Source organism: Streptomyces sp. YS415 (assembly GCF_023544665.1).
Lineage (GTDB): Bacteria > Actinomycetota > Actinomycetes > Streptomycetales > Streptomycetaceae > Streptomyces.
In genome coordinates this window covers 81,645-108,288 of record NZ_JAMJFL010000014.1, presented here as the reverse complement: position 1 = coordinate 108,288, position 26,644 = coordinate 81,645, and the positions used below count along the sequence as shown (strand labels likewise).

General features: G+C 71.6%; 23 protein-coding genes. 11 read left to right on the top strand and 12 right to left on the bottom strand.

Features of this window, described 5'->3' with window-relative positions:
- The first annotated feature begins 7 nt into the window (after positions 1–7).
- Together M8H82_RS19845 and M8H82_RS19840 are read left to right on the top strand one after the other, a co-directional pair.
- A complete protein-coding gene (locus M8H82_RS19845) occupies positions 8–310 on the top strand; it encodes a hypothetical protein (protein ID WP_374211679.1) in 303 nt (100 codons plus the stop codon).
- A gap of 103 nt (positions 311–413) precedes the next feature.
- Positions 414–1,442, top strand: a complete 1,029-nt coding sequence (locus M8H82_RS19840) for a C40 family peptidase (protein ID WP_250075923.1) — start codon at positions 414–416, stop codon at positions 1,440–1,442.
- A gap of 1 nt (position 1,443) precedes the next feature.
- Here M8H82_RS19840 and M8H82_RS19835 read toward each other — a convergent pair whose 3' ends face one another.
- Genes M8H82_RS19835 through M8H82_RS19815 form a run of 5 tightly spaced genes read right to left on the bottom strand, consistent with a single transcriptional unit; the run spans position 1,444 to position 6,994 of the window.
- Positions 1,444–2,691 carry a styrene monooxygenase/indole monooxygenase family protein gene (locus tag M8H82_RS19835; RefSeq protein WP_250075921.1) on the bottom strand — a complete coding sequence of 416 codons (1,248 nt, stop codon included), beginning with the start codon at positions 2,689–2,691 and terminating at the stop codon, positions 1,444–1,446.
- Positions 2,692–2,705: 14 nt separating this feature from the next.
- A complete protein-coding gene (locus M8H82_RS19830) occupies positions 2,706–3,317 on the bottom strand; it encodes an ATP/GTP-binding protein (RefSeq protein WP_250075919.1) in 612 nt (203 codons plus the stop codon).
- On the bottom strand, positions 3,298–3,720 hold the full coding sequence (locus M8H82_RS19825; RefSeq protein ID WP_250075918.1) for a DUF742 domain-containing protein: 423 nt from the start codon (positions 3,718–3,720) through the stop codon (positions 3,298–3,300). Before M8H82_RS19825 ends, M8H82_RS19830 begins: the two co-directional genes overlap by 20 nt.
- Positions 3,717–4,214 (bottom strand): roadblock/LC7 domain-containing protein, encoded by a 498-nt coding sequence (locus tag M8H82_RS19820; protein ID WP_250075916.1) that lies wholly within the window; start codon positions 4,212–4,214, stop codon positions 3,717–3,719. Before M8H82_RS19820 ends, M8H82_RS19825 begins: the two co-directional genes overlap by 4 nt.
- Positions 4,211–6,994 carry a nitrate- and nitrite sensing domain-containing protein gene (locus M8H82_RS19815; protein WP_250075914.1) on the bottom strand — a complete coding sequence of 928 codons (2,784 nt, stop codon included), beginning with the start codon at positions 6,992–6,994 and terminating at the stop codon, positions 4,211–4,213. The genes M8H82_RS19820 and M8H82_RS19815 overlap by 4 nt, the downstream gene beginning before the upstream one ends.
- 370 nt (positions 6,995–7,364) lie before the next feature.
- Between M8H82_RS19815 and M8H82_RS19810 the strand changes: the two genes are divergently transcribed.
- Complete coding sequence (locus M8H82_RS19810; RefSeq protein ID WP_250075912.1) at positions 7,365–8,150, top strand: protein phosphatase 2C domain-containing protein; 786 nt, start codon at positions 7,365–7,367, stop codon at positions 8,148–8,150.
- A 49-nt stretch (positions 8,151–8,199) separates the two neighbouring features.
- Here the strand turns inward: M8H82_RS19810 and M8H82_RS19805 are convergent, their stop codons facing one another.
- Complete coding sequence (locus M8H82_RS19805; RefSeq protein ID WP_250075910.1) at positions 8,200–8,712, bottom strand: MarR family transcriptional regulator; 513 nt, start codon at positions 8,710–8,712, stop codon at positions 8,200–8,202.
- Positions 8,713–8,913: 201 nt separating this feature from the next.
- Here M8H82_RS19805 and M8H82_RS19800 point away from each other — a divergent pair, with 201 nt between their 5' ends.
- Positions 8,914–9,744: a lysozyme gene (locus M8H82_RS19800; RefSeq protein WP_250075908.1), complete on the top strand. Its 831-nt coding sequence runs from the start codon at positions 8,914–8,916 to the stop codon at positions 9,742–9,744.
- 66 nt (positions 9,745–9,810) lie between these two features.
- Here M8H82_RS19800 and lon read toward each other — a convergent pair whose 3' ends face one another.
- Positions 9,811–12,225: an endopeptidase La gene (gene lon, locus M8H82_RS19795; RefSeq protein WP_250075906.1), complete on the bottom strand. Its 2,415-nt coding sequence runs from the start codon at positions 12,223–12,225 to the stop codon at positions 9,811–9,813.
- A gap of 223 nt (positions 12,226–12,448) precedes the next feature.
- Between lon and M8H82_RS19790 the strand changes: the two genes are divergently transcribed.
- The 5 genes from M8H82_RS19790 (at position 12,449) to M8H82_RS19770 (ending at position 19,419) form a co-directional block, all read left to right on the top strand.
- Positions 12,449–13,126 carry a spermidine synthase gene (locus M8H82_RS19790; RefSeq protein WP_250075904.1) on the top strand — a complete coding sequence of 226 codons (678 nt, stop codon included), beginning with the start codon at positions 12,449–12,451 and terminating at the stop codon, positions 13,124–13,126.
- Between the two features lie 134 nt (positions 13,127–13,260).
- Positions 13,261–13,998, top strand: a complete 738-nt coding sequence (locus tag M8H82_RS19785; RefSeq protein WP_250075902.1) for a response regulator transcription factor — start codon at positions 13,261–13,263, stop codon at positions 13,996–13,998.
- Entirely contained in the window at positions 13,995–15,101 is a 1,107-nt protein-coding gene (locus tag M8H82_RS19780; protein ID WP_250075900.1) for a cell wall metabolism sensor histidine kinase WalK, read from the top strand. The genes M8H82_RS19785 and M8H82_RS19780 overlap by 4 nt, the downstream gene beginning before the upstream one ends.
- Before the next feature lie 281 nt (positions 15,102–15,382).
- Positions 15,383–19,171, top strand: coding sequence for a multifunctional oxoglutarate decarboxylase/oxoglutarate dehydrogenase thiamine pyrophosphate-binding subunit/dihydrolipoyllysine-residue succinyltransferase subunit (locus M8H82_RS19775; protein WP_250075898.1), 3,789 nt, complete (start codon positions 15,383–15,385; stop codon positions 19,169–19,171).
- A gap of 68 nt (positions 19,172–19,239) precedes the next feature.
- Positions 19,240–19,419 (top strand): DUF6104 family protein, encoded by a 180-nt coding sequence (locus M8H82_RS19770; protein ID WP_250075896.1) that lies wholly within the window; start codon positions 19,240–19,242, stop codon positions 19,417–19,419.
- Between the two features lie 105 nt (positions 19,420–19,524).
- On the opposite strand, the gene M8H82_RS19765 is transcribed toward M8H82_RS19770, so the two are convergent.
- Complete coding sequence (locus M8H82_RS19765; RefSeq protein WP_250075894.1) at positions 19,525–20,370, bottom strand: hypothetical protein; 846 nt, start codon at positions 20,368–20,370, stop codon at positions 19,525–19,527.
- Between the two features lie 145 nt (positions 20,371–20,515).
- Here M8H82_RS19765 and M8H82_RS19760 point away from each other — a divergent pair, with 145 nt between their 5' ends.
- A complete protein-coding gene (locus M8H82_RS19760; RefSeq protein ID WP_250075892.1) occupies positions 20,516–21,481 on the top strand; it encodes a DUF4097 family beta strand repeat-containing protein in 966 nt (321 codons plus the stop codon).
- A gap of 1 nt (position 21,482) precedes the next feature.
- On the top strand, positions 21,483–22,499 hold the full coding sequence (locus M8H82_RS19755; RefSeq protein WP_250075890.1) for a PadR family transcriptional regulator: 1,017 nt from the start codon (positions 21,483–21,485) through the stop codon (positions 22,497–22,499).
- Between the two features lie 499 nt (positions 22,500–22,998).
- Here the strand turns inward: M8H82_RS19755 and M8H82_RS19750 are convergent, their stop codons facing one another.
- The 4 genes from M8H82_RS19750 to M8H82_RS19735 all read right to left on the bottom strand — a co-directional run bounded on the left by M8H82_RS19750 (position 22,999) and on the right by M8H82_RS19735 (position 26,285).
- A complete protein-coding gene (locus tag M8H82_RS19750; RefSeq protein WP_250075888.1) occupies positions 22,999–23,562 on the bottom strand; it encodes a Clp protease N-terminal domain-containing protein in 564 nt (187 codons plus the stop codon).
- Positions 23,562–23,771, bottom strand: a complete 210-nt coding sequence (locus tag M8H82_RS19745) for an HTH domain-containing protein (RefSeq protein WP_250075886.1) — start codon at positions 23,769–23,771, stop codon at positions 23,562–23,564. The genes M8H82_RS19750 and M8H82_RS19745 overlap by 1 nt, the downstream gene beginning before the upstream one ends.
- A gap of 133 nt (positions 23,772–23,904) precedes the next feature.
- The gene (locus tag M8H82_RS19740) at positions 23,905–24,870 is read right to left on the bottom strand and encodes a zinc-binding dehydrogenase (RefSeq protein WP_250075885.1); all 966 of its coding nucleotides are present in this window, start codon (positions 24,868–24,870) and stop codon (positions 23,905–23,907) included.
- Between the two features lie 191 nt (positions 24,871–25,061).
- Positions 25,062–26,285: an NADP-dependent malic enzyme gene (locus M8H82_RS19735; RefSeq protein WP_250075884.1), complete on the bottom strand. Its 1,224-nt coding sequence runs from the start codon at positions 26,283–26,285 to the stop codon at positions 25,062–25,064.
- Positions 26,286–26,644: the final 359 nt, after the last annotated feature.

The following is a 26,644-nucleotide window of genomic DNA, read 5'->3' as shown; positions in this document are numbered from 1 at the left end:
TGGTGCCGTGAGAAGCGAAGACACCCCCTTCGAGGGCGGTCCCCTGGACGGGCGGGTGCTCCCCGTGCTGCTGGGGATCACCGGGCACCCGCCCAAGACGTACCGCATCCCCGTCCCGGACGCCGGCGGCGGCCCGCCCACCGTGCTGATCTACCGTCGCGTGCCGCGCGTCGAGGGCCGGCCCGTCGGGCTCACCCGGCGCTGGAAGTATGCGTACGACCCCGAGGGGCGGGTGGAGAGCCGGCTGAAGTGGCCCTGGTCGAAGCCAGACGCCACGCCGGGCGGCAAGCCGGACGACGCGCACGGGTGACCCGGTTGCGCCGAACCGCGCACACCCGGCGCGCGCACCACGAGCGTCCGCCGGATGCTCGCGGTGCGGGGCAGAAGGGCTGCCCCGCACCGGAGGTGATGACGTGTCAGGAAGGCTTCCGCTTCTGGTGTGCACGGCGGCGACGGTGGCCGGTGCCGTCCTCGCACCGGCGCCCGCCACGGCCGTCCCCGAGCCCGGCGAGCGGTCCGTCTCCCGGCTGCTGACCGACCTTCAGCGGCTGTACCGGGACGCCGAGCGGGCCACCGAGACCTACAACGCCACCGAGGAGAAGCTCAGGAAACAGCGCGCCGAGGTCAGGCGCCTGGACGGGGAACTCGCCCGGGCCCGCCTCTCCCTGCACGACAGCCGGGGCGCGGCGGGGCGGCTGGCACGGCAGCAGTACCAGGACAGCACCGAGATCTCCTCCTACGTACGGCTGCTGCTCGCCCGTGATCCGCAGCACGCGCTCGACCAGGGGCATGTGATCGGGCAGTTGGCGCGGGAGCGGGCCGAGACGGTGGGGCGGCTGACCGGGACCGAGCGCAAGGCCGACGGGCTGGCGCGCACCGCACGCACCGCGCTCGACAGGCAGCTCGCCCTCGCCGAGCGGCAGAAGAAGGCCCGGGACGCGGTCGAGGGGCGGCTGAAGGAGGTCGAGGAGCTGCTGGTCTCCCTCACCCCCGCGCAGCTCTCGCAGGTCGCCGCGCTGGAGAACAAGGGCATCGACAAGGCCCAGCGGACCCTGGTGACGTCCGGGGCGCTCAGCAGCGAGCGGAAGCCGTCGCGGGCGGGCGACCGGGCGGTGCGCTACGCGTTGCGGCAGCTGGGGAAGCCGTACCAGTGGGGCGCGGAGGGCCCGCGGACGTTCGACTGCTCCGGGCTCACCTCCCGGGCCTGGGACCACGCCGGCACCCCGATCCCGCGCACCAGCCAGGAGCAGTGGGCGCGGCTGCCGAGGGTGCCGCTGAAGGAGCTGCGCCCCGGCGACCTGGTGATCTACCACCGCGACGCCACGCATGTCGCCCTGTACCTGGGCAAGGGCAAGGTGATCGAGGCGCCGAGGACGGGCGAGAAGATCAAGGTCTCCCCGATGGCCGCCCACCCGGTCCTCGGCGCGGTGCGTCCCGGCTGAATCAGGCCAGGGACGCCAGGTACGCCTCGGTCTTGTCCGGCTCGTAGAAGAAGTTCTCGAAGTCGGCCGGGTCGTTGAACGCGTTGGCGAAACGGTCCGCCGCGGGCTGCAGCTGCCCGGCCGCGCCGATCAGGTTCAGGATGTGCTCCGGCGGCGGGGCCAGCATCGCGTTGGTCCACTTGGTGACGTGCTGCGCGGTCGCCCAGTAGCGGTCGAAGGTGGCCTGCATCCACTCCTCGTCGAACGGCTTGTCACCGTGCTCGAGGATGGACGCCAGGTACGCGGCCGCGCACTTGGACGCGGAGTTGGAGCCCTGTCCGGTGATCGGGTCGTTGGCGACGACCACGTCGGCGACGCCGAGGACCAGGCCGCCGCCGGGCAGCCGGCCGATCGGGTTGCGGACGGTGGGCGCGTAGCGTCCGGCCAGCGTGCCGCCCGCGTCGGTGAGTTCGACCTTCGTCGCCCGCGCGTACTCCCACGGCGTGTACTTCTCCATGAGTTCCAGGGTCAGGGAGAGGTGCTCCGCCGGGTCCTTGACGCCCTTGAAGACGTCCAGCGGGCCGCCGGGTATGCCCTCCCAGAACAGGATGTCGGCGCGGCCGGAGGTGGTGAACGTCGGCATGATGAACAGCTCGCCGACGCCGGGCACGAGGTTGCAGCGGACCGCGTCCGTCTCCGGGTGCTCGGGGCGCGGGCCGAGGCCGTGCACGTAGGCCACCGCGAGGGCGCGCTGCGGCTCGCTGTACGGGGAGCGCTCCGGGTCCCGGGCGAACATGGAGACCAGCTCGCCCTTGCCGGCCGACACCAGCACCAGGTCGTACGTACGGGAGAAGTAGTCGAGGTCGCCGACCGCCGCGCCGTGGATGACCAGCTGGCCGCCGCGCTGGGCGAAGGTCTCCATCCAGCCGGCCATCTTCACGCGCTGGTCGACGGACTGGGCGTACCCGTCGAGCCGGCCCAGCCAGTCAATGGCGCGGGCCGCGGGGCCCTCGGCCCAGGAGCCCGGTGCGGCCACCGAGACGCCGAGTCCCTCGATCTTCGGGGCCTGGGACTCCCAGAAGTTCAGCTGGAGATCGCGCTCGTGCTGGAGGGCCGTGTGGAACATGCACTGCGTCGACATGACCCGGCCGGTGCGGATCTCGTCCGCGGTCCGGTTGGACATGAGAGTGACCTCGTACCCGTTCGACTGCAGTCCGAGGGCGAGCTGGAGACCGGACTGGCCGGCTCCGACGACGAGTATCTTCCGCATGCGGGGCAGTTCTCCTACTCGGGGGTTTCGTCCAGCGCGTGGCCCACCAGGGCCAGGAGGGTCTCGATCACCGAGATCCGGCGCCGCGCATCCATGATCATGACAGGTATGTGCGCGGGGATCGTCAGTGCCTCCCGCACGTCCTCCGGCTCGAACCGCTCGCTGCCGTCGAAGTGGTTGACCGCGACGACGTACGGCAGCCCGCAGCTCTCGAAGTAGTCCAGCGCCGGGAAGCAGTCCTTCAGGCGGCGGGTGTCGGCCATCACGACCGCGCCGATCGCGCCGCGCACCAGGTCGTCCCACATGAACCAGAACCGCTGCTGGCCCGGCGTGCCGAACAGGTAGAGCACCAGGTCGTCGTCGAGCGTGAGGCGGCCGAAGTCCATGGCCACGGTGGTGGTCAGCTTCTCCGGCGTGGCGGTGAGGTCGTCGGTCTCCTCGCTCGCCTCGGTCATCAGCGCCTCGGTCTGCAGCGGCGTGATCTCCGAGACCGCGGTGACCAGGGTGGTCTTGCCGACGCCGAACCCGCCCGCCACGACGATCTTCGTGGCGACGGGGGCGCGGGTGCGGTCCGTCTGCCAGGACCTCAGGTCCTCATCGGTGTCTTCAAAGACGACGGAGTCCACTCAGCACCCTTTCGAGCAGAGCGCGGTCCGGACGGCCGGTGCCGTGACCGGTTCCGGTGCCGTACACACGGATCTTTCCCTGGTCCGCGAGATCGCTCAGGAGCACGCGGACCACGCCGAGCGGCATCTTGAGCAGCGCGGCGATCTCGGCCACCGTGCGCATACGGCGGCACAGTTCGACGATGGCCCGCATCTCCGGCATGACCCGGGTGTTGAGGGAACCATTCGTCAGCTCCCGGCGCTCCGGCGCCGCTTCGAGCGCAGCGGTGCTCGCGACGAACGTCTCCACGAGGAGGACGTGTCCGAAGCGGGTACGGCCGCCGGTGAGCGAGTAGGGGCGCACGCGGGCGGGCTTGCGGTCGCCGCCGCGGACGGGGAGCTTCTTCGGCGCGCTGCTGCTCATCGGGGACTCCCGGTCGACTCGGCTTCCAGGGATTTTCGTAGCTCGCTGCGGAGTTCGGGCGTCAGGACGTGGCCGGCACGGCCGACGAACAGGGCCATGTGGTACGCGACCACGCTCATGTCGCACTCCGCGGAGCCGTGCACCCCGAGCAGCGAGCCGTCGCTGATCGACATCACGAAGAGGCTGCCCTCGTCCATGGCGACCATGGTGTGCTTCACCCCGCCGAACTCCATGAGCCGGGCGGCGCCGATGGTGAGGCTGCCGATGCCGGAGACGATGGTGGCGAGGTCGGCCGCGGAGCCCCGGGGGCCGGTGCGGGTGCGCTTCGCCTTGGCCTGCTCGTTGCGGTCCGGGTCGGAGGACAGCAGGAGCAGGCCGTCCGAGGAGACCACGGCGACCGACTCGATGCCCGGCACCTCCTCGACCAGGTTCGTCAGCAGCCAGTGCAGGTTGCGGGCCTCACTGCTCAGTCCGAAGGTACTGGGCGCGGTCAACTGCTTGCCTCCTCGACAGTGCCCCCCGTGGCTTCTTCGGATGCGCTGACGGGCGTTCCCCTGCGGCCCGTCTCCGCGATTTCGGCTTCCACGTCGCGGTAGCCGGCCGCCGCCCCCTGGCGGAACCCGCCCAGCCTCCTGCGCAGGGCGTCCGCGTCGACGGAGGTGCCGAGCCGACGGGGCGGTTCCGCGGGCGCGGTGATCTTCGGGGTGCGCTTGGGCAGCCCCTTCGCGGTGAGCCGGTCCTCCTCGTCGGCACGGCCGTGTTCCGTCTCGGCTTCCCGTGGGGGGTCCTCGCCGGTGGCGGGGGCGGGTGCGTCCGGGGCGGGGTCCGGTGCGTGATCCGGTGCGGGGTCCGGCTTTGCGGGCGCCGGCATTACGGGCTCCGGCTCCGGCGGTACGGGGGCCAGGAGCTCCATCGTGGTCTCTGCCGGGGTCTCCGGCGGGGTCTTTGCCGGGATCTCCGGCTGGGTCTCCGGCTGGGTCTTCGCCGGGGCCTCCTCCGACCTGCGTACGGCCTGCTCGGCCAGCTCCACCAGGCGGTCGCCCTGGGAGGCGCGGCCGTGCAGGACGTTGGAGTTGGCCTCCGCGTCGGCGCCGGGCAGGGAGAAGCTCTGGGTGCCGCCGGGGGCCGGGACGCCGGACGGGGCCGGGACCGCCGTGGGGGCCGCCTGGGCCAGCAGCGCGTTCGGCAGGACGACGACCGCCGCCACTCCGCCCTGCTTCTGTTCCCGGAGCTGGACCCGGACTCCGTGGCGGTGGGCGAGGCGGGCCACCACGTAGAGGCCGAGGCCCAGGCCCTCCTCGCCCTCCTGGTCGTAGGAGGCCTCGGGGTCGAAGTCGGCCAGGCGGCTGTTGAGGCGGGTCATGCGGTCGTCCGTCATGCCGATGCCCTCGTCCTGGACGGAGAGCATCACCTCGCCGTTCTCCAGCAGCCAGCCGGAGACCTCGACGGGCATGTCGGGCGGGGAGAACGCGGTGGCGTTCTCCATCAGTTCGGCGAGCAGGTGCGAGAGGTCGTCCGCAGCGAAGCCCGCGAGATGGGCGTGGGGCGGGAGCGCGGCGATGCGGACGCGTTCGTAGCGCTCGATCTCGCTGACCGCCGCCCGGACCACGTCCACCAGCGGGACCGGGCCCGCGCTGTGCTGGACGTGCTCCGTGCCGGCGAGGACCAGGAGGTTCTCGCTGTGGCGGCGCATCACCGTGGCGAAGTGGTCGAGCTTGAAGAGGGTGCTCAGCCGGTCCGGGTCCTGCTCGCGCTCCTCCAGGCCCTCGATGACCGCCAGTTGGCGCTCCACCAGGCCCAGGGTGCGCAGCGCGAGGTTCACGAAGGTCGAGCCGATGCTGGTGCGCAGCCGCTCCAGCTGGGCGGAGGACTCGGCGAGTTCGGCGCGGAGTTCCTCGCGGGCGTCGGCCATCTTCTGGCGCTGGCCCACCAGGTGCTTGCGGTCGGACTCCAGGGTGGCGATGCGCTCGTGGAGGGCGACCGCCTGCGCGTGCAGGGTGTTGACGGAGTCGACGACCTGCGCGAACTCGTCCTTGCGGCCGGTGAACCGGACCGGCTCCTCCGCCGTCGGGTCCTCGGCGCCCGCGAGCCGGGCGGAGCCCAGGCGTACCACCGCCAGCGGGCGGGTGAGGCCCCGGGCCATTCCGGTGGCGACGCCGATCGCGAGCAGCACCAGGAAACCGAGGATCGCGACGCGGATCTCCAGCTCGGTGACGTCGTCGTCACGCAGGAGGGCGAGGTCCTTGGTGCGGCGGTCGTGCAGGGCGGACTCGGCGCCGCGCATCATCTCGACGCGGGCGGAGAGCGCGGCGTCCAGCTTCTTCGCGCCGGTGCGCAGTTCGGCGTCGGAGAGGGTCGGCTGGTCGGTCAGGGAGGCGAGGTACTTCTCGGCGGCCTCGGCCTCCGGTCCGGTGACCGTGGAGTCGTAGGACGCCACCGATTCCTTCGGGGCCGTCTCGCGGAAGTCGGCGAGGGCCGCGTCGGAGCGCAGCCGGGACTCCTGGGCGGCCGCGGTGAGCGCGTCGCGCTGCTCGGTGTCGGCGTCGGAGGAGGAGCTGACCGTGCTCGGCAGGCCGGTGACGGGGTCGATGACGGTCTGGGTGGTGCGCGGGACGCTGAGGGCCGCGAGCAGCAGTCCGCGGGTGGAGGCGGCCTGCTGTACGGCGGTGTCGAGCTCGGCGAGGGCGTGGGCGCCGGAGCCGGCGCGGGGCGGCAGGTCCTCGGCCAGCTGCTCGGCGAGCCGGTGGAGTTCGCCGAGGGAGGCGGAGTACGCCTTGTGCGTGTCCAGGGCGGTGCTCTTGCCGGTGAGCGCCGCCCTGCGCAGGGCCGCGATGTCGTCCAGGTCCGCCCGCAGGGAGGCGGGGGTGTCGGGGTTCGCGCGCAACTCCTCGACGAGGCGGTCCACGCGGGCGCTGCGCTGCTCGGAGGGCGCCTTGGACTTGGGGCGCCCGGCGGCGACGTAGGAGGTGACCTCGTCGCGTTCGTCGGCGAGCGAGTGCGCGAGGGCGAGGGCGTCCTCGGTGCGCTCGGAGAGGGTCACCAGCTCCTGGGTGTCGTGCACCTGCGCGGAGGCGGTGACAATCGAGGGGGCGCCGGCCGCTGCGATGGCGGCGGCGACCACGGCGACGGCGACGAAGAGCCGGTTGCGTACGTGGGTGGGCCGGCCCTTGCCTGCCGAGGTGGCGCCGGTCCCTGCCGTGCTGTCGGGCGTGTGCTCCGGCCCCCCTGCGGAGACCTTCTGCTTGCCTGAGCGACGAGGCCGCGTCTTCTGCACCGGTGCTCGCATTCCTGAACTCGTGGTACCCGTGGGCCCGGGTGACGCTCCGTCAACTGGCGCATACACCCGGTACGCTTCCCGACCCTCCCAGTGCCGGTGGGCGGGGGTCTCGCATCATCTGACCCGCCACCCGAAGGAGTGAACCCCGGAGGGGAGTTGGCGGGCAAGTTCCCGTGGCGCTTGCGACGGCCTTGCCCGGCGGGCCGGTTGGACGTCCGCGGCGGGCGGTGGCAGGATTCGCCACCACGTCTGCGCGGAGTGAATCATTCCCTCCCAAATCTGGCGCCTGACCTGCGTGCGGGCGCGAATTGCGCGATAGTTGCCAGCCTTTGGCGAACGGTGTGAAGGGCTCGTGCAGACTGGCCGGATGCGTACTGAACTTGTGTCGGAGCCCGGTGATGCCGCCCGCCCCAACGAGGACTTCGCAAGCGTCGGACTGCCCGCCTCCGGGCAGGGCGGCGCGGTGGTGGTCCTCGACGGGGTGACTCCGCCGAGGGGCGCCACGGGCTGTCTGCATTCCGTTCCCTGGTTCACCGCGCGGCTCGGCGGGGCACTGACCGAACTGACCGTTTCGCTCCCGGATGTTCCCCTCGCCGAGGCCCTGTCGCTCGCTCTCGCGCGTACCGCCGAGGCGCACCGGGGAACGTGTGACCTTTCTCACCCACGCACGCCCCAGGCAACCGTCGTCATGGCCCGCTGGTCACCGGAGACCGTCGAGTACCTGATCCTCTCGGACTCGGCCCTGCTGGTGGAGTCGCCGGACGGCACCCTCACCCCGTACCTCGACGACCGCCTCTCCCTCCTGCCCCGGTCCGCCCTGGCCACGGACGAGATGATCGACGCGGGCCTGCGCAACAAGGAGGGCGGCTTCTTCACGGCCGCGGCCGATCCCTCGGTGGCGTCCCGGGCGGTGACCGGAAGCCTCCCCCGCGCCGAGGTACGCGCCCTGGCCGCCCTCACCGACGGGGCGACCCGCTGGGTGGACACCTTCGCCGCCGGGGAGTGGTCCGACCTCTTCGACGTCGTCCGCAAGGAAGGCGCCCAGTCCCTCGTCGACCAGGTCCGCGCGCTGGAACTGGCCGACGCCGACCGGGCATTCCTCCGGCGCGGCAAGACCCACGACGACGCGACGGTGGTGTTCGTGGAGTTCTGATCCGCCGGTGCGCGTCCTCGGTCCGGCTGCCGGCCGGTGTCCGGGGGCGTCAGCCCTGGCCTTCCATCTCCTCGTTCAGCTGGTTGAGCAGGCGGGCCAGTTCCGCGACCTCCCTCGGGTCCCAGCCGGAGAGGCGGCGGGCGTAGCGGGCCCGGCGGGCGGTGCGTACCTTGCTCACCCGGCGGCGGCCCTCCTCCGTGAGGTGGACCAGCCAGGCCCGTCCGTCGGCCGGGTCGGGCTCGCGGGCGACCAGGCCGAGGTCCTCCAGGGCGCGCAGCTGGCGGGACATGGTGGCCTTGCCGACGCCGATGTACGCGGCGAGCTCCGTCGCCCGCTGCTGCCCGCACTCGTCCAGGCGGATCAGCAGCCCGTACGCCGCCGACTCCAGGTCCGGATGGACCTCGCGGGCCATCTCCCCCTGACTGGCCCGCGCCCGCCGCAGCAGGACGGTCAACTCCCGCTCCAGCGACAGGAACTCGGGCTGGTCCACGCCACGCCCGGGCAGCTCCGCGGACACCCCGGATCCGACTCGACGTCCGTCGCCGTTTCCGTCTTCGCGCACGTCAGCCCCTGCCTCGGTTTCCCAGTTCTGAAAGTTTCCGTCACGTGCCGTCATCGCCGCAGCTCCGTCAGTATTTCCCAGGCATGGACCAGCGGCGGACCCCCGCCCCTGTGCATCGTCCGACGGCGGACCAACAGCGGGCCAACGCCATGCCACCCCGGGTCTCCCCGCCGAGCGCCGCCGAGCCTTCGGAGGCAGGCTGTGCGTGTGCACAGACCCGGACTGCTCCGCCGCTGCCTCACGGCCCTCCTGCCCACCGCGCTGTCCCTCGCGTTCGCCGCCCCCGCCTCGGCGGGGCCCGCCTCCCCGGCCGGTACCGACACCCCCGCCCGGGGCTCCGCCCACATGGGCATGGGCGTCCCGGTCCACGACGGGGTCCACGGCCTGCCCCGGGACACCCGCGCCGCCCGGACGGAAGGCGTCGACGTCTCCTCCCATCAGGGCGACGTGGCCTGGCCGACCCTCTGGAGCAGCGGGGTGAAGTGGGCCTATGCGAAGGCCACGGAAGGCACGTACTACACGAATCCCTACTTCGCACAGCAGTACAAGGGCTCGTACGCCGTGGGCATGATCCGCGGCGCCTACCACTTCGCCACCCCGGACACCTCGTCCGGCGCAACGCAGGCCGACTACTTCGTGGACCACGGCGGCGGCTGGTCCCGCGACGGCAGGACGCTCCCCGGTGCCCTCGACATCGAGTGGAACCCGTACGGCGCGGCCTGCTACGGCAAGACCCGGAGCGCCATGGTCACCTGGATCCGCGGCTTCCTGAACCAGTACAAGGCGCGCACCGGCCGGGACGCGGTCATCTACACGGCGACGAGCTGGTGGACGCAGTGCACGGGGAACTACGCCGGCTTCGGCACCAGCAACCCGCTGTGGATCGCGCGGTACGCCTCCACGGTGGGCACGCTGCCGGCCGGCTGGAGCCACCACACCATGTGGCAGTACACCTCGACCGGCCCGACGGTCGGCGACCACAACCGGTTCAACGGCGCGCTGGACCGGGTCCAGGCGCTGGCCCACGGCTGAGCGCGCGACGAAGGCCCGGGCCTCCCTCTCGGGAGCCGGGCCTTCGCCTTCGTCCGGCAGCGTCCGTCACGCCGCCGCCGGAACCTCCGGCCGCGCTTCCGCCGTGGCCGGGGACAGGGCCAGGTCGAGCACCTGCCGTACGTCCGTCACGGCGTGCACGTCGAGCTTGTCGAGGACCTCGGCGGGGACGTCGTCCAGGTCCGGCTCGTTGCGCTTCGGGATGATCACGGTCGTGACGCCCGCCCGGTGCGCGGCCAACAGCTTCTGCTTCACTCCGCCGATCGGCAGCACCCGCCCCGTCAGGGACACCTCGCCCGTCATCGCCACGTCCGTGCGGACCAGCCGGCCCGACAGCAGCGAGGCGAGCGCCGTCGTCATCGTGATGCCCGCGCTCGGCCCGTCCTTCGGCACCGCGCCCGCCGGGAAGTGGATGTGCACACCCCGGTCCTTCAGGTCGGCCACCGGCAGTTCGAGCTCGGCGCCGTGCGAGCGGAGGAAGGACAGGGCGATCTGCGCGCTCTCCTTCATCACGTCACCGAGCTGACCGGTCAGGGTCAGCCCCGCCGCGCCCGTCTCCGGGTCGGCCAGGGACGCCTCCACGAACAGCACGTCACCGCCGGCGCCGGTCACCGCGAGGCCGGTCGCCACGCCCGGGACGGCCGTACGGCGTTCCGCCGGGTCCTGGGCCGACTCGGGCACGTGGTGCGGGCGGCCGATCAGTCCGCGCAGCTCGCCGTCGGTCACGGTGAACGGCAGTTCCCGCTCGCCCAGTTCGTGCTGGGCCGCAACCTTGCGGAGCAGCCTCGCGATCGAGCGCTCCAGGGTGCGCACGCCCGCCTCGCGCGTGTACTCACCGGCGAGCCTGCGCAGGGCGCTCTCGTCCAGGGTCACCTCGTCCTTGTCGAGACCTGCCCGCTCCAGCTGGCGCGGCAGCAGGTGGTCGCGGGCGATGACGACCTTCTCGTCCTCGGTGTAGCCGTCGAGGCGGACCAGCTCCATACGGTCGAGCAGGGCCTCCGGGATGGCCTCCAGGACGTTGGCCGTGGCGAGGAACACCACGTCGCTGAGGTCGAGTTCGACCTCCAGGTAGTGGTCGCGGAAGGTGTGGTTCTGCGCGGGGTCCAGGACCTCCAGCAGCGCCGCGGCCGGGTCGCCGCGGAAGTCGGAGCCCACCTTGTCGATCTCGTCGAGCAGGACCACCGGGTTCATGGACCCGGCCTCCTTGATCGCCCGCACGATCCGGCCGGGCAGCGCGCCGACGTACGTACGCCGGTGGCCGCGGATCTCCGCCTCGTCCCGGACACCGCCGAGGGCGACGCGGACGAACTTGCGCCCCATGGCGTGGGCGACCGACTCGCCGAGCGAGGTCTTGCCGACACCGGGCGGGCCGACGAGGGCCAGGACGGCACCGCCGCGCCGGCCGCCGACGACCCCGAGTCCCCGGTCGTTGCGGCGCTTGCGCACCGCGAGGTACTCGGTGATCCGTTCCTTCACGTCCTCCAGGCCCGCGTGCTCGGCGTCCAGGACGGACTTCGCGCCCTGGATGTCGTAGGCGTCCTCGGTCCGTTCGTTCCAGGGCAGTTCGAGGACCGTGTCGAGCCAGGTCCGGATCCAGGAGCCCTCGGGTGACTGGTCGCTGGAGCGCTCCAGCTTGTCGACCTCCTTCAGGGCCGCCTCGCGGACCTTCTCCGGCAGGTCGGCGGCCTCGACGCGGGCGCGGTAGTCGTCGGACTCCTCGCCCTCCGCCTCGCCGTTGAGCTCGCGCAGTTCCTTGCGCACGGCCTCCAGCTGGCGGCGCAGCAGGAACTCGCGCTGCTGCTTGTCGACGCCTTCCTGGACGTCCTTGGCGATGGTCTCGGCGACGTCCTGCTCGGCGAGGTGGTCGCGCAGTTGCTGGGTGGCGAGCCTGAGGCGGGCGACCGGGTCGGCGGTCTCCAGCAGCGCCACCTTCTGTTCGGTGGTGAGGAACGGCGAGTACCCGGAGTTGTCGGCGAGCGCGGACACGTCGTCGATGGCCTGGACCCGGTCCACGACCTGCCAGGCGCCGCGCTTGCGCAGCCAGGCTGTGGCGAGCGCCTTGTACTCCTTCACCAGGTCGGCGACCTGTCCCGGCAGCGGGTCGGGGGCGCTCTCGTCGGTCCGGGTGCCCTCGACCCACAGGGCGGCGCCGGGACCGGTGGTCCCGGCGCCGATCCGCACCCGGCCGCGGCCGCGGATCAGGGCGCCCGGGTCGCCGTCGGCGAGCCGGCCCACCTGCTCCACCGTGCCGAGCACACCGGTGCTCGCGTACGTGCCGTCGATGCGTGGAACCAGCAGCACCCGTGGCTTGCCCGGCTGGGACCCGGCGGCCGCTTGGGCGGCCTCCACGGCGGCGCGTACATCGGCGTCGTTCAGATCCAGCGGGACCACCATTCCGGGCAGCACGACCTCGTCGTCGAGCGGCAGCACGGGCAGGGTGAGCGGTGCGGACGTCGATCCCATGATCTCCCCTTCGGCAGTCAAGTTGAGCTATGCCGACTCAATGCTCGGGAGAGCTTGAATGTTCCCCGACCGCCGTTCGCTGTGAGCGATCACCGCTCAGGACCGGAGGCGACGGGTACGAGGGCCCGCGGGAGAGCACTCCCGATGTCCAACACCCCGCTGTCCTCGGCTGATTCCTCGGGTACAGCGGGGACGGCGCGGCCGGGCCTGCCAAGATGGGCGGATGCCCGCTTCGTATGACATCCCCGAAGTCCTGGACCGTCGCGAAGGCCCGCACGGCGAGGTCGTGCTGCGGCGGCACGGCGATCTGCTGCAGATCATCGCCAACGGCTGCTTCCTCATGGACACGTCCGACGGCCGCTCCGAGCGGCTGCTCGTCGACGCGGCACGGGACGCCCTCGACGGCAGACCGGAGCCGAGCGTGCTGATCGGCGGTCTCGGCGTGGGGTTCTCGCTCGCACACGCCGCCGCCGATCCGCGCTGGGGGCGGATCGCGGTCGTCGAACGCGAGCCCGCCGTCATCGACTGGCACCGCACCGGACCCCTCCGCGACCTCACCCGGCAGGCCTTCCGCGACCCGCGCACCGACATCCTCGAAACGGATCTCCTCGCCTACGTCAATGAGACATCCGACACGTTCGACGCGCTGTGTCTCGACATCGACAACGGCCCCGGCTGGACCGTCACGGAGGGCAACCAGGGCCTGTACTCGGTGGCCGGACTGGCAAGCTGCGCAAGGGTTTTGAGCCCCGGCGGAGTGCTGGCCGTGTGGTCCGCGCAGCCCTCTCCGGAATTCGAAGAAACCTTGCGGAATGCCGGGTTCAATCAGGTGCGTACCGAAGAGATCCCCGTTGCCCGGGGCGTTCCCGACGTCGTGCACCTCGCCGTCGGACCTGGATAGCCGAGCTGCGGTGGCTCCCCGTACGCTGCTGCCCTGGCGCGGATCATTCAAGCGTCAATCGCAAGCATGCGCAGGCATGTGCCAGACAAACGGATCACCCCACGGATTCCGGAAAGCAACTTCAGGGGCGGGCGATGGAGCAGACACACACCTCCCACAACGGCACGACGGCGACACCCGGCGCACAGCGCCGGGTGCTGGTGGTCGAGGACGATGCGACCATCGTGGACGCCATCGCGGCCCGCCTGCGCGCCGAGGGATTCCTCGTGCAGACCGCCGGCGACGGGCCCGCGGCCGTCGACACGGCGGAGGCCTGGCAGCCCGACCTGCTGATCCTCGACATCATGCTGCCGGGCTTCGACGGCCTGGAGGTCTGCCGTCGCGTCCAGGCGCAGCGCCCGGTCCCGGTGCTGATGCTCACCGCGCGCGACGACGAGACCGACATGCTGGTCGGCCTCGGTGTCGGCGCCGACGACTACATGACCAAGCCGTTCTCGATGCGGGAGCTGGCGGCCCGCGTCCATGTGCTGCTGCGCCGCGTGGAGCGGGCCGCGATCGCCGCCTCCACCCCGCGCACCGGCATACTGCGCCTCGGCGAACTGGAGATCGACCACGCGCAGCGCCGGGTGCGGGTGCGCAGCGAGGACGTCCACCTGACGCCCACCGAGTTCGACCTGCTGGTGTGCCTGGCGAACACCCCGCGCGCGGTGCTCTCCCGTGAGCAGCTGCTCGCCGAGGTGTGGGACTGGGCGGACGCCTCCGGTACCCGGACCGTCGACAGCCACATCAAGGCGCTGCGCCGGAAGATCGGCGCCGAGCGCATCCGCACCGTGCACGGCGTCGGCTACGCCCTGGAGACCCCGACGCCATGAGCGACGGGCCGGCCGCGCGGAGAGGCCCCAGGGAGCCCTGGGGCGGCGTACGACCGTTCTCGATCAAGACCAAGCTGGGCGCGCTGGTCGTCATCTCGGTGCTGATCACCACCGGTCTGTCGATGATCGCGGTGCAGACCAAGACCGAGCTGCGCTTCATCACGGTCTTCTCGATGATCGCCACCCTGCTCATCACCCAGTTCGTGGCGCACTCGCTCACCGCGCCGCTGGACGAGATGAACACGGTGGCCCGCTCGATCTCGCACGGCGACTACTCCCGCCGGGTGCGCGAGAACCGCCGCGACGAGCTGGGCGACCTGGCCCAGACGATCAACGTCATGGCCGACGAGCTGGAGGCCCAGGACCAGCAGCGCAAGGAGCTGGTCGCGAACGTCTCGCACGAGCTGCGCACCCCCATCGCGGGCCTGCGCGCGGTGCTGGAGAACATCGTCGACGGGGTCACCGAGGCCGACCCCGAGACCATGCGCACCGCGCTGAAGCAGACGGAGCGCCTCGGCCGCCTGGTCGAGACGCTGATGGACCTGTCCCGCCTCGACAACGGCGTCGTACCGCTGAAGAAGCGCCGGTTCGAGGTGTGGCCCTATCTGTCCGGGGTGCTGAAGGAGGCCAACATGGTCGCCTCCACGCGCGCGGGCATCGCCTCGGGCTCGGGCGGCCACACCCGTACGGACGTCCATCTGCACCTTGACGTCTCCCCGCCGGAGCTGACCGCGCACGCGGACCCCGAGCGCATCCACCAGGTCGTGGCGAATCTCATCGACAACGCGGTCAAGCACAGCCCCGCGCACGGGCGCGTGACGGTGAAGGCCCGCCGCGGGCACTGGCCCGAGTCGCTGGAGCTGGAGGTGCTGGACGAGGGGCCCGGCATCCCGAAGTCGGAGTGGCACCGGGTGTTCGAGCGGTTCAACCGCGGCGCGGTCTCCTCGCCGCACGGTCCGGGCAGCGACGGCGGTACGGGGCTGGGGCTGGCCATCGCCCGCTGGGCGGTGGATCTGCACGGCGGCCGGATCGGAGTGGCTGAATCCGAGCGGGGTTGCCGGATTCTTGTCACTCTTCCGGGACTGCCTTCCGCGTCGAGTTGACGTAGGGTTCGAACCGGAGCCACAAGATCCACGGGCGTTCGGGCAGCCGGACACGTGTGATCAGGCAGAGGCCCGCGCTGTCGGCGCGTCAGGCCGCTATCGACGCATCCCTGAGCAAGCGGAACCACGCTTGTTTCCCGCCATTTCCAAGCCCGAAACACGCTCTGCAATGTGACTTACGCGACGATGAACGGGCCCGGACTGACCTTCCCCGCCGGGGAGGCGTAGCCTTTATTCCCGCTGTCCATCACCTTGTGAAGCGGAAGAGGGCGGTTGCCGCCGTGTCGCCACAGTCCCCCAGTAACTCGAGCATCTCGACCGACACCGACCAAGCGGGCAAGAATCCCGCTGCTGCGTTCGGTCCCAATGAGTGGCTCGTCGACGAGATCTATCAGCAGTACCTCCAGGACCCGAATTCGGTAGACCGAGCCTGGTGGGACTTCTTCGCCGACTACAAGCCGGGGGCGCCTGCCGCCCCGGCTCCGGCGAGCAACGCGGCCCCGGAGGCCGCCGCGCCCGCCGCATCCGCTCCGGCCGCCCCCGCGGCTCCGGCCCCCGCCGCCCCGCAGCCGGCCGCCGCCGCGCCTGCCGCGCCGGCGCCCGCCGCTCCGGCCCAGGCTCCGGCTCCGGCTCCGGCTCCGGCCAAGCCCGCCGCCGCCAAGCCGGCCGCCGCGAAGGCCGCTCCGGCCGCCGCGGCCCCGGAGGGCCCCGAGCTGGTGCCGCTGCGCGGCCCGGCCGCCGCGGTCGCGAAGAACATGAACGCCTCGCTGGAGCTGCCCACGGCCACGTCCGTGCGCGCGGTCCCGGTGAAGCTGCTCTTCGACAACCGCATCGTCATCAACAACCACCTCAAGCGGGCCCGGGGCGGGAAGATCTCCTTCACGCACCTGATCGGCTACGCGATGGTGCAGGCCATCAAGGCCATGCCGGCGATGAACTACGCGTTCGGTGAGAAGGACGGCAAGCCGACGCTGATCAAGCCGGCGCACGTCAACCTCGGCCTCGCCATCGACCTGGTCAAGCCCAACGGCGACCGCCAGCTGGTCGTCGCGGCGATCAAGAAGGCCGAGACGCTGAACTTCTTCGAGTTCTGGCAGGCCTACGAGGACATCGTCCGCCGCGCCCGCGACGGCAAGCTGACGATGGACGACTTCTCCGGCGTCACGGTCTCCCTGACCAACCCCGGCGGCCTCGGCACCGTCCACTCGGTCCCGCGTCTGATGCCCGGCCAGTCGGTCATCATGGGCGTCGGCTCCATGGACTACCCGGCGGAGTTCCAGGGCACCTCCCAGGACACCCTGAACAAGCTCGGCATCTCGAAGGTCATGACGCTCACGTCGACCTACGACCACCGGGTCATCCAGGGCGCCGCCTCCGGCGAGTTCCTGCGCCAGGTCGCGAACCTCCTCCTCGGTGAGAACGGCTTCTACGACGACATCTTCGAGGCGCTGCGGATCCCCTACGAGCCGGTCCGCTGGCTCAAGGACATCGACGCCAGCCACGACGACGACGTCACCAAGGCCGCCCGGGTCTTCGAGCTGATCCACTCCTACCGGGTCCGCGGCCACGTCATGGCCGACACCGACCCGCTGGAGTACCGCCAGCGCAAGCACCCCGACCTGGACATCACCGAGCACGGCCTCACCCTGTGGGACCTGGAGCGCGAGTTCGCGGTCGGCGGTTTCGCGGGCAAGTCCCTGATGAAGCTGCGCGACATCCTCGGCGTGCTGCGCGACTCGTACTGCCGCACCACCGGCGTCGAGTTCATGCACATCCAGGACCCCAAGCAGCGCAAGTGGATCCAGGACCGCATCGAGCGGGCGCACACCAAGCCGGAGCGCGAGGAGCAGCTGCGCATCCTGCGCCGGCTGAACGCCGCTGAGGCCTTCGAGACCTTCCTGCAGACGAAGTACGTCGGCCAGAAGCGCTTCTCCCTGGAGGGCGGCGAGTCGGTCATCCCGCTGCTGGACGCGGTCATCGACAGCGCGGCGGAGTCGCGGCTGGACGAGGTCGTCATCGGCATGGCCCACCGCGGCCGGCTGAACGTGCTGGCGAACATCGTCGGCAAGTCGTACGCCCAGATCTTCCGCGAGTTCGAGGGCAACCTCGACCCGAAGTCGATGCACGGCTCCGGCGACGTGAAGTACCACCTGGGCGCCGAGGGCACCTTCACGGGCCTGGACGGCGAGCAGATCAAGGTGTCGCTGGTCGCGAACCCCTCGCACCTCGAAGCCGTCGACCCGGTCCTGGAGGGCGTCGCCCGCGCCAAGCAGGACATCATCAACAAGGGCGGCACGGACTTCACCGTCCTGCCGGTGGCGCTGCACGGCGACGCGGCCTTCGCGGGCCAGGGCGTGGTGGCCGAGACCCTGAACATGTCGCAGCTGCGCGGCTACCGCACCGGCGGCACGGTCCACATCGTCATCAACAACCAGGTCGGCTTCACCGCGGCTCCCGAGTCGTCGCGCTCCTCGATGTACGCCACCGACGTGGCCCGCATGATCGAGGCGCCGATCTTCCACGTGAACGGCGACGACCCCGAGGCGGTCGTCCGCGTTGCCCGCCTGGCCTTCGAGTTCCGCCAGGCGTTCAACAAGGACGTGGTGATCGACCTCATCTGCTACCGCCGGCGCGGTCACAACGAGTCGGACAACCCGGCCTTCACCCAGCCGCTGATGTACGACCTGATCGACAAGAAGCGCTCGGTGCGCAAGCTGTACACCGAGTCCCTCATCGGTCGCGGCGACATCACCCTGGAAGAGGCCGAGCAGGCGCTCCAGGACTACCAGGGCCAGCTGGAGAAGGTCTTCACGGAGGTCCGTGAGGCCACCTCGCAGCCGTCCGCGGCCGAGCCGTCGGACCCGCAGGCCGAGTTCCCGGTCGCGGTGAACACCGCGGTCAGCGCCGAGGTCGTCAAGCGGATCGCCGAGTCCCAGGTCAACATCCCCGACAGCATCACCGTCCACCCGCGCCTGCTGCCGCAGCTGCAGCGCCGGGCGTCGATGGTCGAGGACGGCACGATCGACTGGGGCATGGGCGAGACCCTCGCGATCGGCTCGCTGCTCCTGGAGGGCGTCCCGGTCCGCCTCGCCGGCCAGGACTCCCAGCGCGGCACCTTCGGCCAGCGGCACGCGGTGATCATCGACCGTGAGACGGGCGACGAGTTCACGCCGCTGATGTACCTCTCCGAGGACCAGGCGCGCCTGAACGTCTACAACTCCCTGCTCTCCGAGTACGCGGCGATGGGCTTCGAGTACGGCTACTCGCTGGCCCGCCCCGAGTCCCTGGTGATGTGGGAGGCGCAGTTCGGCGACTTCGTCAACGGCGCGCAGACGGTCGTGGACGAGTTCATCTCCTCCGCCGAGCAGAAGTGGGGCCAGACCTCCGGCGTCACCCTGCTGCTGCCGCACGGCTACGAGGGCCAGGGCCCGGACCACTCCTCGGCCCGCCCGGAGCGCTTCCTCCAGATGTGCGCCCAGGACAACATGACGGTCGCGATGCCGACGTCCCCGTCGAACTACTTCCACCTCCTGCGCTGGCAGGTGCACAACCCGCACCACAAGCCGCTGATCGTCTTCACCCCGAAGTCGATGCTGCGTCTGAAGGCCGCGGCGTCGAAGGCGGAGGAGTTCACCACGGGCCAGTTCCGCCCGGTCATCGGGGACGCCTCGGTCGACCCGGCCGCGGTGAAGAAGGTCGTCTTCTGCGCCGGCAAGGTCTACTACGACCTGGAGGGCGAGCGGCAGAAGCGCGGTGTCACGGACACGGCGATCATCCGCATCGAGCGCCTGTACCCGCTGCCGGGTGCCGAGCTCCAGGCCGAGATCGCCAAGTACCCGAACGCCGAGAAGTACCTGTGGGCCCAGGAGGAGCCGGCGAACCAGGGCGCGTGGCCGTTCATCGCCCTGAACCTCATCGACCACCTGGACCTGGCGGTCGGCGCGGACGTCCCGCACGGCGAGCGGCTGCGGCGCATCTCGCGCCCGCACGGCTCGTCGCCTGCGGTGGGTTCGGCCAAGCGCCACCAGGCCGAGCAGGAGCAGCTCGTCCGCGAGGTGTTCGAGGCGTAGGTCCGCCTCGTGTCCGGCAGGGCCGCACCCCGACCGGGGGTGCGGCCCTGCCGTTTATCCTGGTGGGCATGTACTTCACCGACCGAGGCATCGAAGAACTGGAGAAGCGGCGGGGCGAGGAGGAGGTCTCCTTCGCGTGGCTCGCCGAGCAGCTGCGCACGTTCGTCGACCTGAACCCGGACTTCGAGGTGCCGGTGGAGCGGCTCGCGACCTGGCTGGCCCGGCTGGACGACGAGGACGACGAGTAACAACGGGCCCTGCGACGGCCTTACTCCGGCCCTACGGCGGCCTTACTCCGGCCCTGCGGCGGTCCGACGGCGGTGAGGAGCGGGGTGCCCGAGGGCGCCCCGTCGTCAGTCGCGCGGCCGGGTCACGTCGTACGCCAGTCCCATCGCGCCGTGCGCCAGCAGGAGCGCCCCCGCCGCGGTCCAGCCGCCGCTGCGGCGCCGCACTCCGAGAGCGGTGAGCGGCAGGCCCGCGGCGAGCTGGGCCGCCGCGAACAGGCGGGCCTTGGGGGTGCCGGACCAGGGGAGCCAGGGGTCCAGGCGGCCGACGTCGAACGCGTCGAGCTCCGCGCGGACGCCGCGGTGCGGGCCGCGCCGGTCGTCGGGGCGGATGTGCGGCTGGGCGCGGGCCGCCGCGTGCAGGCCGTCGGCGGGGTCACAGGGGGTGAGACCGGCGGGGAGCGAGACGCCCGCCCGGGTGAGGACCGCGAGCAGGGCGAGCAGCCGCGCGCGGGCGTCGGCTTCGGGGTCGGGCCGGGTGAGCCGTTCCAGGGACTCCATGTCGAGGACGGGGTCGAGGCCGAGGCGGGCGGCGAAGGTGCGCATGGCCTCGTCCTCGCCGACCGGTGTGCCGTCGGTGAGCCAGACGTATCCGACGGGGCGGCGGAAGCCGGACGCGAGGGTGTAGCCGGCCCGGTCCTCGTCCCACCACAGCGCGAGCACGGGCCAGGGGGCGGCGACCGCGAGGGCGGTGGCCCAGCCGGTCAGCACACGGTCCACGGGCTCGTCGCCGTCCGCCCAGGGCCTCCCGTCGGGCACCAGCACGCTCCACTCCCCCGCGGGGCAGAGCGGCATGCGGGTGCCCAGCAGCGGGGCGGTGGGGGCGACGGCGTCCGGCTCGGCCCGGCAGAGCAGCAGGGCTCCGGAAGCGGGCGCCCCGGCAGCGGGGCCGGTGCGAGGGGAATCCGGTGACATGGACACACGCTAGGGCGATTTCTGGTGATCCGTCACATTTCGGGGTCGCGATCGTCCCCAAAAGAGTGTCTTGACTTTCCTTGGGCGCGATATATCGTGAATGACAGAGACGCGATATGGCGCGTTGTCAGGGGAGGTCGTCACCATGTCCGAGTGGTCCGTCGCGGAGCCGAGCAAGCTCACCTTCGAGGAGCCCGTGCGAGATCTCCACGTACGGATCGTCAACGGCACGGTGAATGTCGTGGGCACGGACGAAGGTTCCGCCCGCCTGGAGGTCTCCGAGATCGAGGGCCCCGCTCTGCTGGTCACCCAGGAGGGCGGCACTCTCACGGTGGCCTACGAGGACCTGCCCTGGAAGGGCTTCCTGAAGTGGCTCGACCGCAAGGGCTGGCGGCGCAGTGCCGTGGTCTCGCTGGCGGTGCCCGCCGACACCCGGATCGAGGTGGGGGTGGTCGGTGCGGGCGCGGTGATCTCCGGGGTCCGCGGTCCCACGGTGGTGAAGGGCGTCACCGGCGACACCACCCTGGTCGGGCTCTCCGGCCCGGTGCGCGCGGACACGGTCTCCGGGAATCTGGAGGCCCAGGCCGTCACCGGCGATGTGCGCTTCAACTCCGTCTCGGGCGATCTGACGGTCGTGGAGGGCTCGGGGCCCTCCGTGCGGGCGGACTCGGTCAGCGGCTCGATGATCGTCGACCTCGACCCGGAGGGCCCCACGGACGTACGGCTGACCAGCGTCTCCGGCGAGATCGCCATCCGGCTGCCGCAGCCGGCCGACGCCGACGTCGAGGCCAACACCGCGAGCGGCACCATCTCCAACGCCTTCGACGGTCTCCGGGTGCAGGGTCAGTGGGGCGCCCACAAGATCACCGGCCGGCTGGGCGCGGGCAACGGCAAGCTGCGGGCGACCACGGTGTCCGGTTCCATCGCCCTGCTGCGCAGGCCGCCCCGCGAGGAGGAGCCCTGGGAGGCGGAGGCATGGGAAGAGGCCCCGGCCGACAGCGCCCCGGCCGCCTCGGGGGAGAATTCCGGTTCCGGCCGGGAGACCACCGCCCCCACCGACGCCGAACCGGGCGACCCGGCCGGCGGCACGACCGACAAGAAGGTGCTCTGAGATGCCTCCCGTCTTCGCCCATGGCCGCCTGCGCCTGTACCTGCTGAAGCTGCTGGACGAGGCCCCGCGCCACGGCTACGAGGTGATCCGCCTCCTGGAGGAGCGCTTCCAGGGCCTGTACGCCCCCTCGGCGGGCACGGTCTACCCCCGCCTGGCGAAGCTGGAGAGCGAGGGCCTGGTCACCCACACCACCGAGGGCGGCCGCAAGGTGTACGCCATCACGGACGCGGGGCGGGCCGAGCTGGCCGACCGCAGCGGTGAACTGGCCGATCTGGAGCTGGAGATCCGGGAGTCGGTCGCGGAGCTCGCCGCCGAGATCCGGGCCGATGTGCGCGGCGCTGCCGGTGATCTGCGGCGCGAGATGCGGGCGGCGGCCTCCGAGGCCCGGCAGGGCGACGGCGCCAAGACGGACGCCCCCTTCGGCGACTTCGCGGGCACCGACAAGGAGACCTGGCGGGCCGCCAAGGAGGAGATGCGCCGCGCCAAGCAGGAGTGGAAGGAGCAGGCCCGGCGCGCCAAGGACGAGAGCCGGCGCGCCCGCGAAGAGGCCCAGCGCGCCCGCCGCCAGGCCAAGGAGGCCCAGGAGGAGATGCAGCGCATCGCCCAGCGCGTCCAGGACCGTGTGCAGGACCACTTCGCGCGGGGCGACTGGCCGACCGGGGTGCGCGAGGGCCTGTCCGAACTGGCCAAGGAGTTCGGCGAGTTCGGGAAGGACTACGGCAAGGGGTTCGGCCGGGACTTCGGCTTCGGTCGCGGCGGTACGGAGGCCAGGCCCGCCCCCGAGTACTCCAGCACCCCGGAGGACTTCCCCGCCGGGTACGAACCGGCCTGGGCCCATGAGGACCCGACCGGCGACCCGGCCCGCGATCTGGACCGCCTCCTGGACCGCTTCCGCGACGACATCCGGGACGCGGCCCGGGACCACGGCGTCACCCCGGACCAACTCCGCGACGCCCGCCGCCATCTGTCGACGGCGGCGGCGCACATAGGGATGGTGCTGCGAACACCGAAGACCTGAGCGGCCAAGGCACCTCACGAAGCGAGCGAACCGACGCCGGGGACACCCGGCGTCAGCCTCACCCACGCCACCTCATGGGGAGTCCGGCTGACGCCGCGGCCACCAGCGTTGGCCTCCGCCCGCGCCACGCAGCGGACGTGAGCCGACCCGCTATGGCTACCCCAGCCTCGCCCACGCCACCGCAGGGGCGGGAGCCGGCCCACCCCGGAGTCACCAGTCTCGGCCTCCGCCAGCGCCACGCAGGGGACGTGAGCCGACCCACGCCGTGCCAGCCCGCCTTCGCCCGCCCCACCGCAGGGGGCATCAGCCGGCCCACGCCCCGGTCACCCGCCTCAGCCCTCGCCTGCCCAACCGCAGCGCCGGACCGTCCCACCCCGTAGGCACCGGCTTTGGCCTCCGCCCCGCGCCACCTCACAGGCCGACCGGCCCACCCCAGGGCCCCGGCCTAGACCCCACCCGCGCCGCTCACCCGGGGGGTGAGGGCCGGCCGCCGCCGGAGTCACCCGGCCTTGGCCTCGTCCTCTCCGTAGAGGACGCGGGTCAGGGACGCGTTGGTCACGCCGTGGTCGGCCAGGACCTCGGCGGCGACTCCGGGGCGGGCCGTCAGGGCGAGGAGGATGTGCTCGTCGCCGATGTGCCGGTCGCGGTGGGCCAACGCGATGCGCAGGGAGGACACGAGCGTGTCCTTGGCTTCCCTGCCGAAGGGAGTGTGCCCGGACCACCACCCCTTGCCCTTGCGGTTGCCGGACATCGCGCCGACGCCGTGCACCTCCTCGACCCGGGCGACGATCTCCGCGACGTCGATCCCGAGTCCCGCGAGGGCCTCGGTCTCCGCCTGGGACAGCCCGGCGCGCCGTCGGGCCTCGCCGAGCGCCTCCCGTACCGACTCCCGGCCCTCCGCGAGCCCCAGCGCGGCCAGCGCGAAGGAGGCGCGGCTGCCCTGCCGGTCCAGCAGGGCGAGCAGCAGATGCCCGGCATCCACCGTCCCGGCCCCCGCCCCTTCCGCATGCTCGGCCGCGCCCGTCACGACCGCCCGGGCGTCCTTCGTGAACCGCTCGAACATCAATGCCTCCCGTACTTCTTGTGCACGGCCTGCCTGCTGACACCGAGCTCCGCGGCGATCTCCTGCCACGACCACCCCTGATTGCGCGCATTGCGCACCTGCACCGCCTCCAACTGCTCCAGCAGCCGGCGCAGCGCGGCGACGGCCCGCAGGCCGACCCTCGGGTCGCGGTCGCCCGCGCGCTCGGCGAGATCCGTTGCCTCACTCATGCCGTCAATCTAGGTTGACACTCCTCGGGTTGTCAACCTCGGTTGACAACCCGAGGAGACAGGCATGAGAAAGGCGGGCCCGGCAACCACCGGACCCGCCTGACCGAAACCTTGCCGAATACCTTGCCCCAGCTCAGGAGTTGGTGAGCACGACCTTGCCGAACAGCTCCCCCGACGCCATCCGCTCGAAGCCCTCCCGGGCCCGGTCCATCGGCAGCACCTCGTCGATGACGGGCCGCACACCGGTGGCGGCGCAGAAGGACAGGAGGTCCTCCAGTTCGTCCTTGGTGCCCATCGTGGAGCCGACGACCTTCAGCTCCAGGAAGAAGATCCGGGTCAGCTCGGCGTGCGAGGGCCGGTCACCGCTGGTGGCCCCGGAGATGACCAGCGTGCCCCCGGGCTTCAGCGACTTGACCGAGTGCGACCAGGTCGCGGCGCCCACGGTCTCGATGACGGCGTCGACCCGCTCCGGCAGCCGCGCCCCCGACTCCACGGCCTCCACGGCGCCGAGCTCCAGCGCCCGCTTGCGCTTGGCCTCGTCCCGGCTGGTGGTGAAGACGCGCAGCCCCGCCGCCTTGCCGAGGACGATCGCGGCCGTGGCGACACCGCCGCCCGCGCCCTGGACGAGGACGGAGTCGCCGGGGCGGACGCCCGCGTTGGTGAAGAGCATCCGGTACGCCGTCAGCCAGGCCGTGGGCAGACAGGCGGCCTCCTCGAAGGAGAGCTCCTTCGGCTTGGGGAGGATGTTCCAGGTCGGCACGGCGACCTGGTCGGCGAAGGTGCCCTGGTAGCGCTCGGTGAGGATGGAGCGCGGCTCCTTGGGGCCCACGCCATGGCCGCTCTGGCCGATGACGGAGTGCAGGACGACCTCGTTGCCGTCCTCGTCGACGCCGGCGGCGTCACAGCCGAGGATCATCGGCAGCTTGTCCTCTGCGAGGCCCACGCCGCGCAGGGACCAGAGGTCGTGGTGGTTGAGGGAGGCGGCCTTGACATGGACGACGCTCCAGCCGGGACGGGCCTCGGGGGCGGGACGCTCCCCCAACTCGAGGCCGGTGAGCGGCTGGTCGCGGTCGATTCGGGCGGCGTAGACAGCGAACATGACCTTGACGATAGGCGCGCGGGTCCGGCTCGGGAACCGGGGGCGGCTGTGACACATGCCCTCTTGCCAGCAGGGGCCCCGCGAATCCGGGGGCGCGGGCCGGGAACCACCCGGCCGGACCACCGCCAAGGTAAAAAAACGACCCCGGCCGGGCATCGGCCCGACCGGGGTCGTCACGACCACGGCTCAGCTCAGCGCCGGGCCACGCCCTCCGCACGGGCGGCGGCGGCGACCGCCGCCGTGACCGCCGGGGCGACCCGCTCGTCGAACGGCGAGGGGATCACATAGTCCGCGGCCAGGTCGTCCCCGACCACCGAGGCCAGCGCCTCGGCGGCCGCGATCTTCATGCCCTCGGTGATCCGGGAGGCCCGGACCTGGAGGGCGCCCGCGAAGATGCCGGGGAACGCCAGGACGTTGTTGATCTGGTTCGGGAAGTCCGAACGGCCCGTCGCCACGACCGCCGCGTACTTGTGCGCGACGTCGGGGTGCACCTCGGGGTTCGGGTTGGCCATCGCGAACACGAAGGCACCCGGCGCCATGGAGGCGACCGCGGACTCCGCGACCGTACCGCCGGAGACGCCGATGAAGACGTCGGCACCGGCGAGGGCGTCCTCCAGCGAGCCGGTCAGCCCCGCCTTGTTGGTGAAGGAGGCGACCTCGCGCTTCACATCGGTCAGATCCGCACGATCCGCCGAGATGATGCCCTTGCGGTCGGCGAGCGCGACATCGCCGATGCCGGCCTCGACCAGCATCTTGGCGATGGCGACCCCGGCCGCGCCGGCACCCGAGATGACCGCCCGCAGCTGCCCGATCTCGCGCCTGCTCAGCCGCGCCGCGTTCCGCAGCGCCGCCAGCGTCACGACCGCCGTACCGTGCTGGTCGTCGTGGAAGATCGGGATGTCGAGGCGCTCCTGGAGCTTGCGCTCGATCTCGAAGCACCGCGGCGCCGAGATGTCCTCGAGGTTGACGCCACCGAAGGAGGGCGCGAGGCGCACCACGGTCTCGACGATCTCGTCGACGCCGGTGCAGGCCAGCGCGATCGGCACCGCGTCCACGCCGCCGAACTGCTTGAACAGGATCGCCTTGCCCTCCATCACCGGGAGGGAGGCCTCGGGACCGATGTCGCCGAGCCCGAGCACGGCCGTACCGTCCGTCACGACGGCGACGACCGACGACTTCCACGTGTAGTCGTGGACGAGATCCGGCTGCTCGGCGATGGCGCTGCACACCTTCGCCACGCCGGGTGTGTACGCGAGGGACAGGTCGTCCTTGTCGCGGATCGGCACGGTGGCTTGCACAGCCATCTTGCCGCCGCGGTGCAGCGCGAACGCGGGGTCGAATGAATCGAGGGGCTCCGCCCCTCCGTCCTGACCCGTATCGCTGTCGCTGCGAGGATTGACGATCTCCGCTGCCACTTTGTCTGACCCCTTAAATATTCATGGTTTGAGGGTGGCCACTCCCGGGTGAGGGGTGGGCGGGCACCGCGCACAGCCCAGTTACCGATACGTACGGTCACGTAAGGGCGTATACGCGACGGGCGCGCCGCACACGCGCCCTGAGCCCCGGATGAGGGGTGTAAAGCACCTTCTTACCGGACGGACGGCGTCGAGGACGAGTCCAATAGGTGCAAGCTCACATGGTGGAGCGAAGAACGATCATCGATCACCGCATTCCGGTGACATTGATCATGCGGTGGCGTACCGACAAGTAGCCCAACGCGCTTGACGAGGGCCCGGTTCGCGCTCACGCGCCACGGTGGCGAGGCCGACCGGCT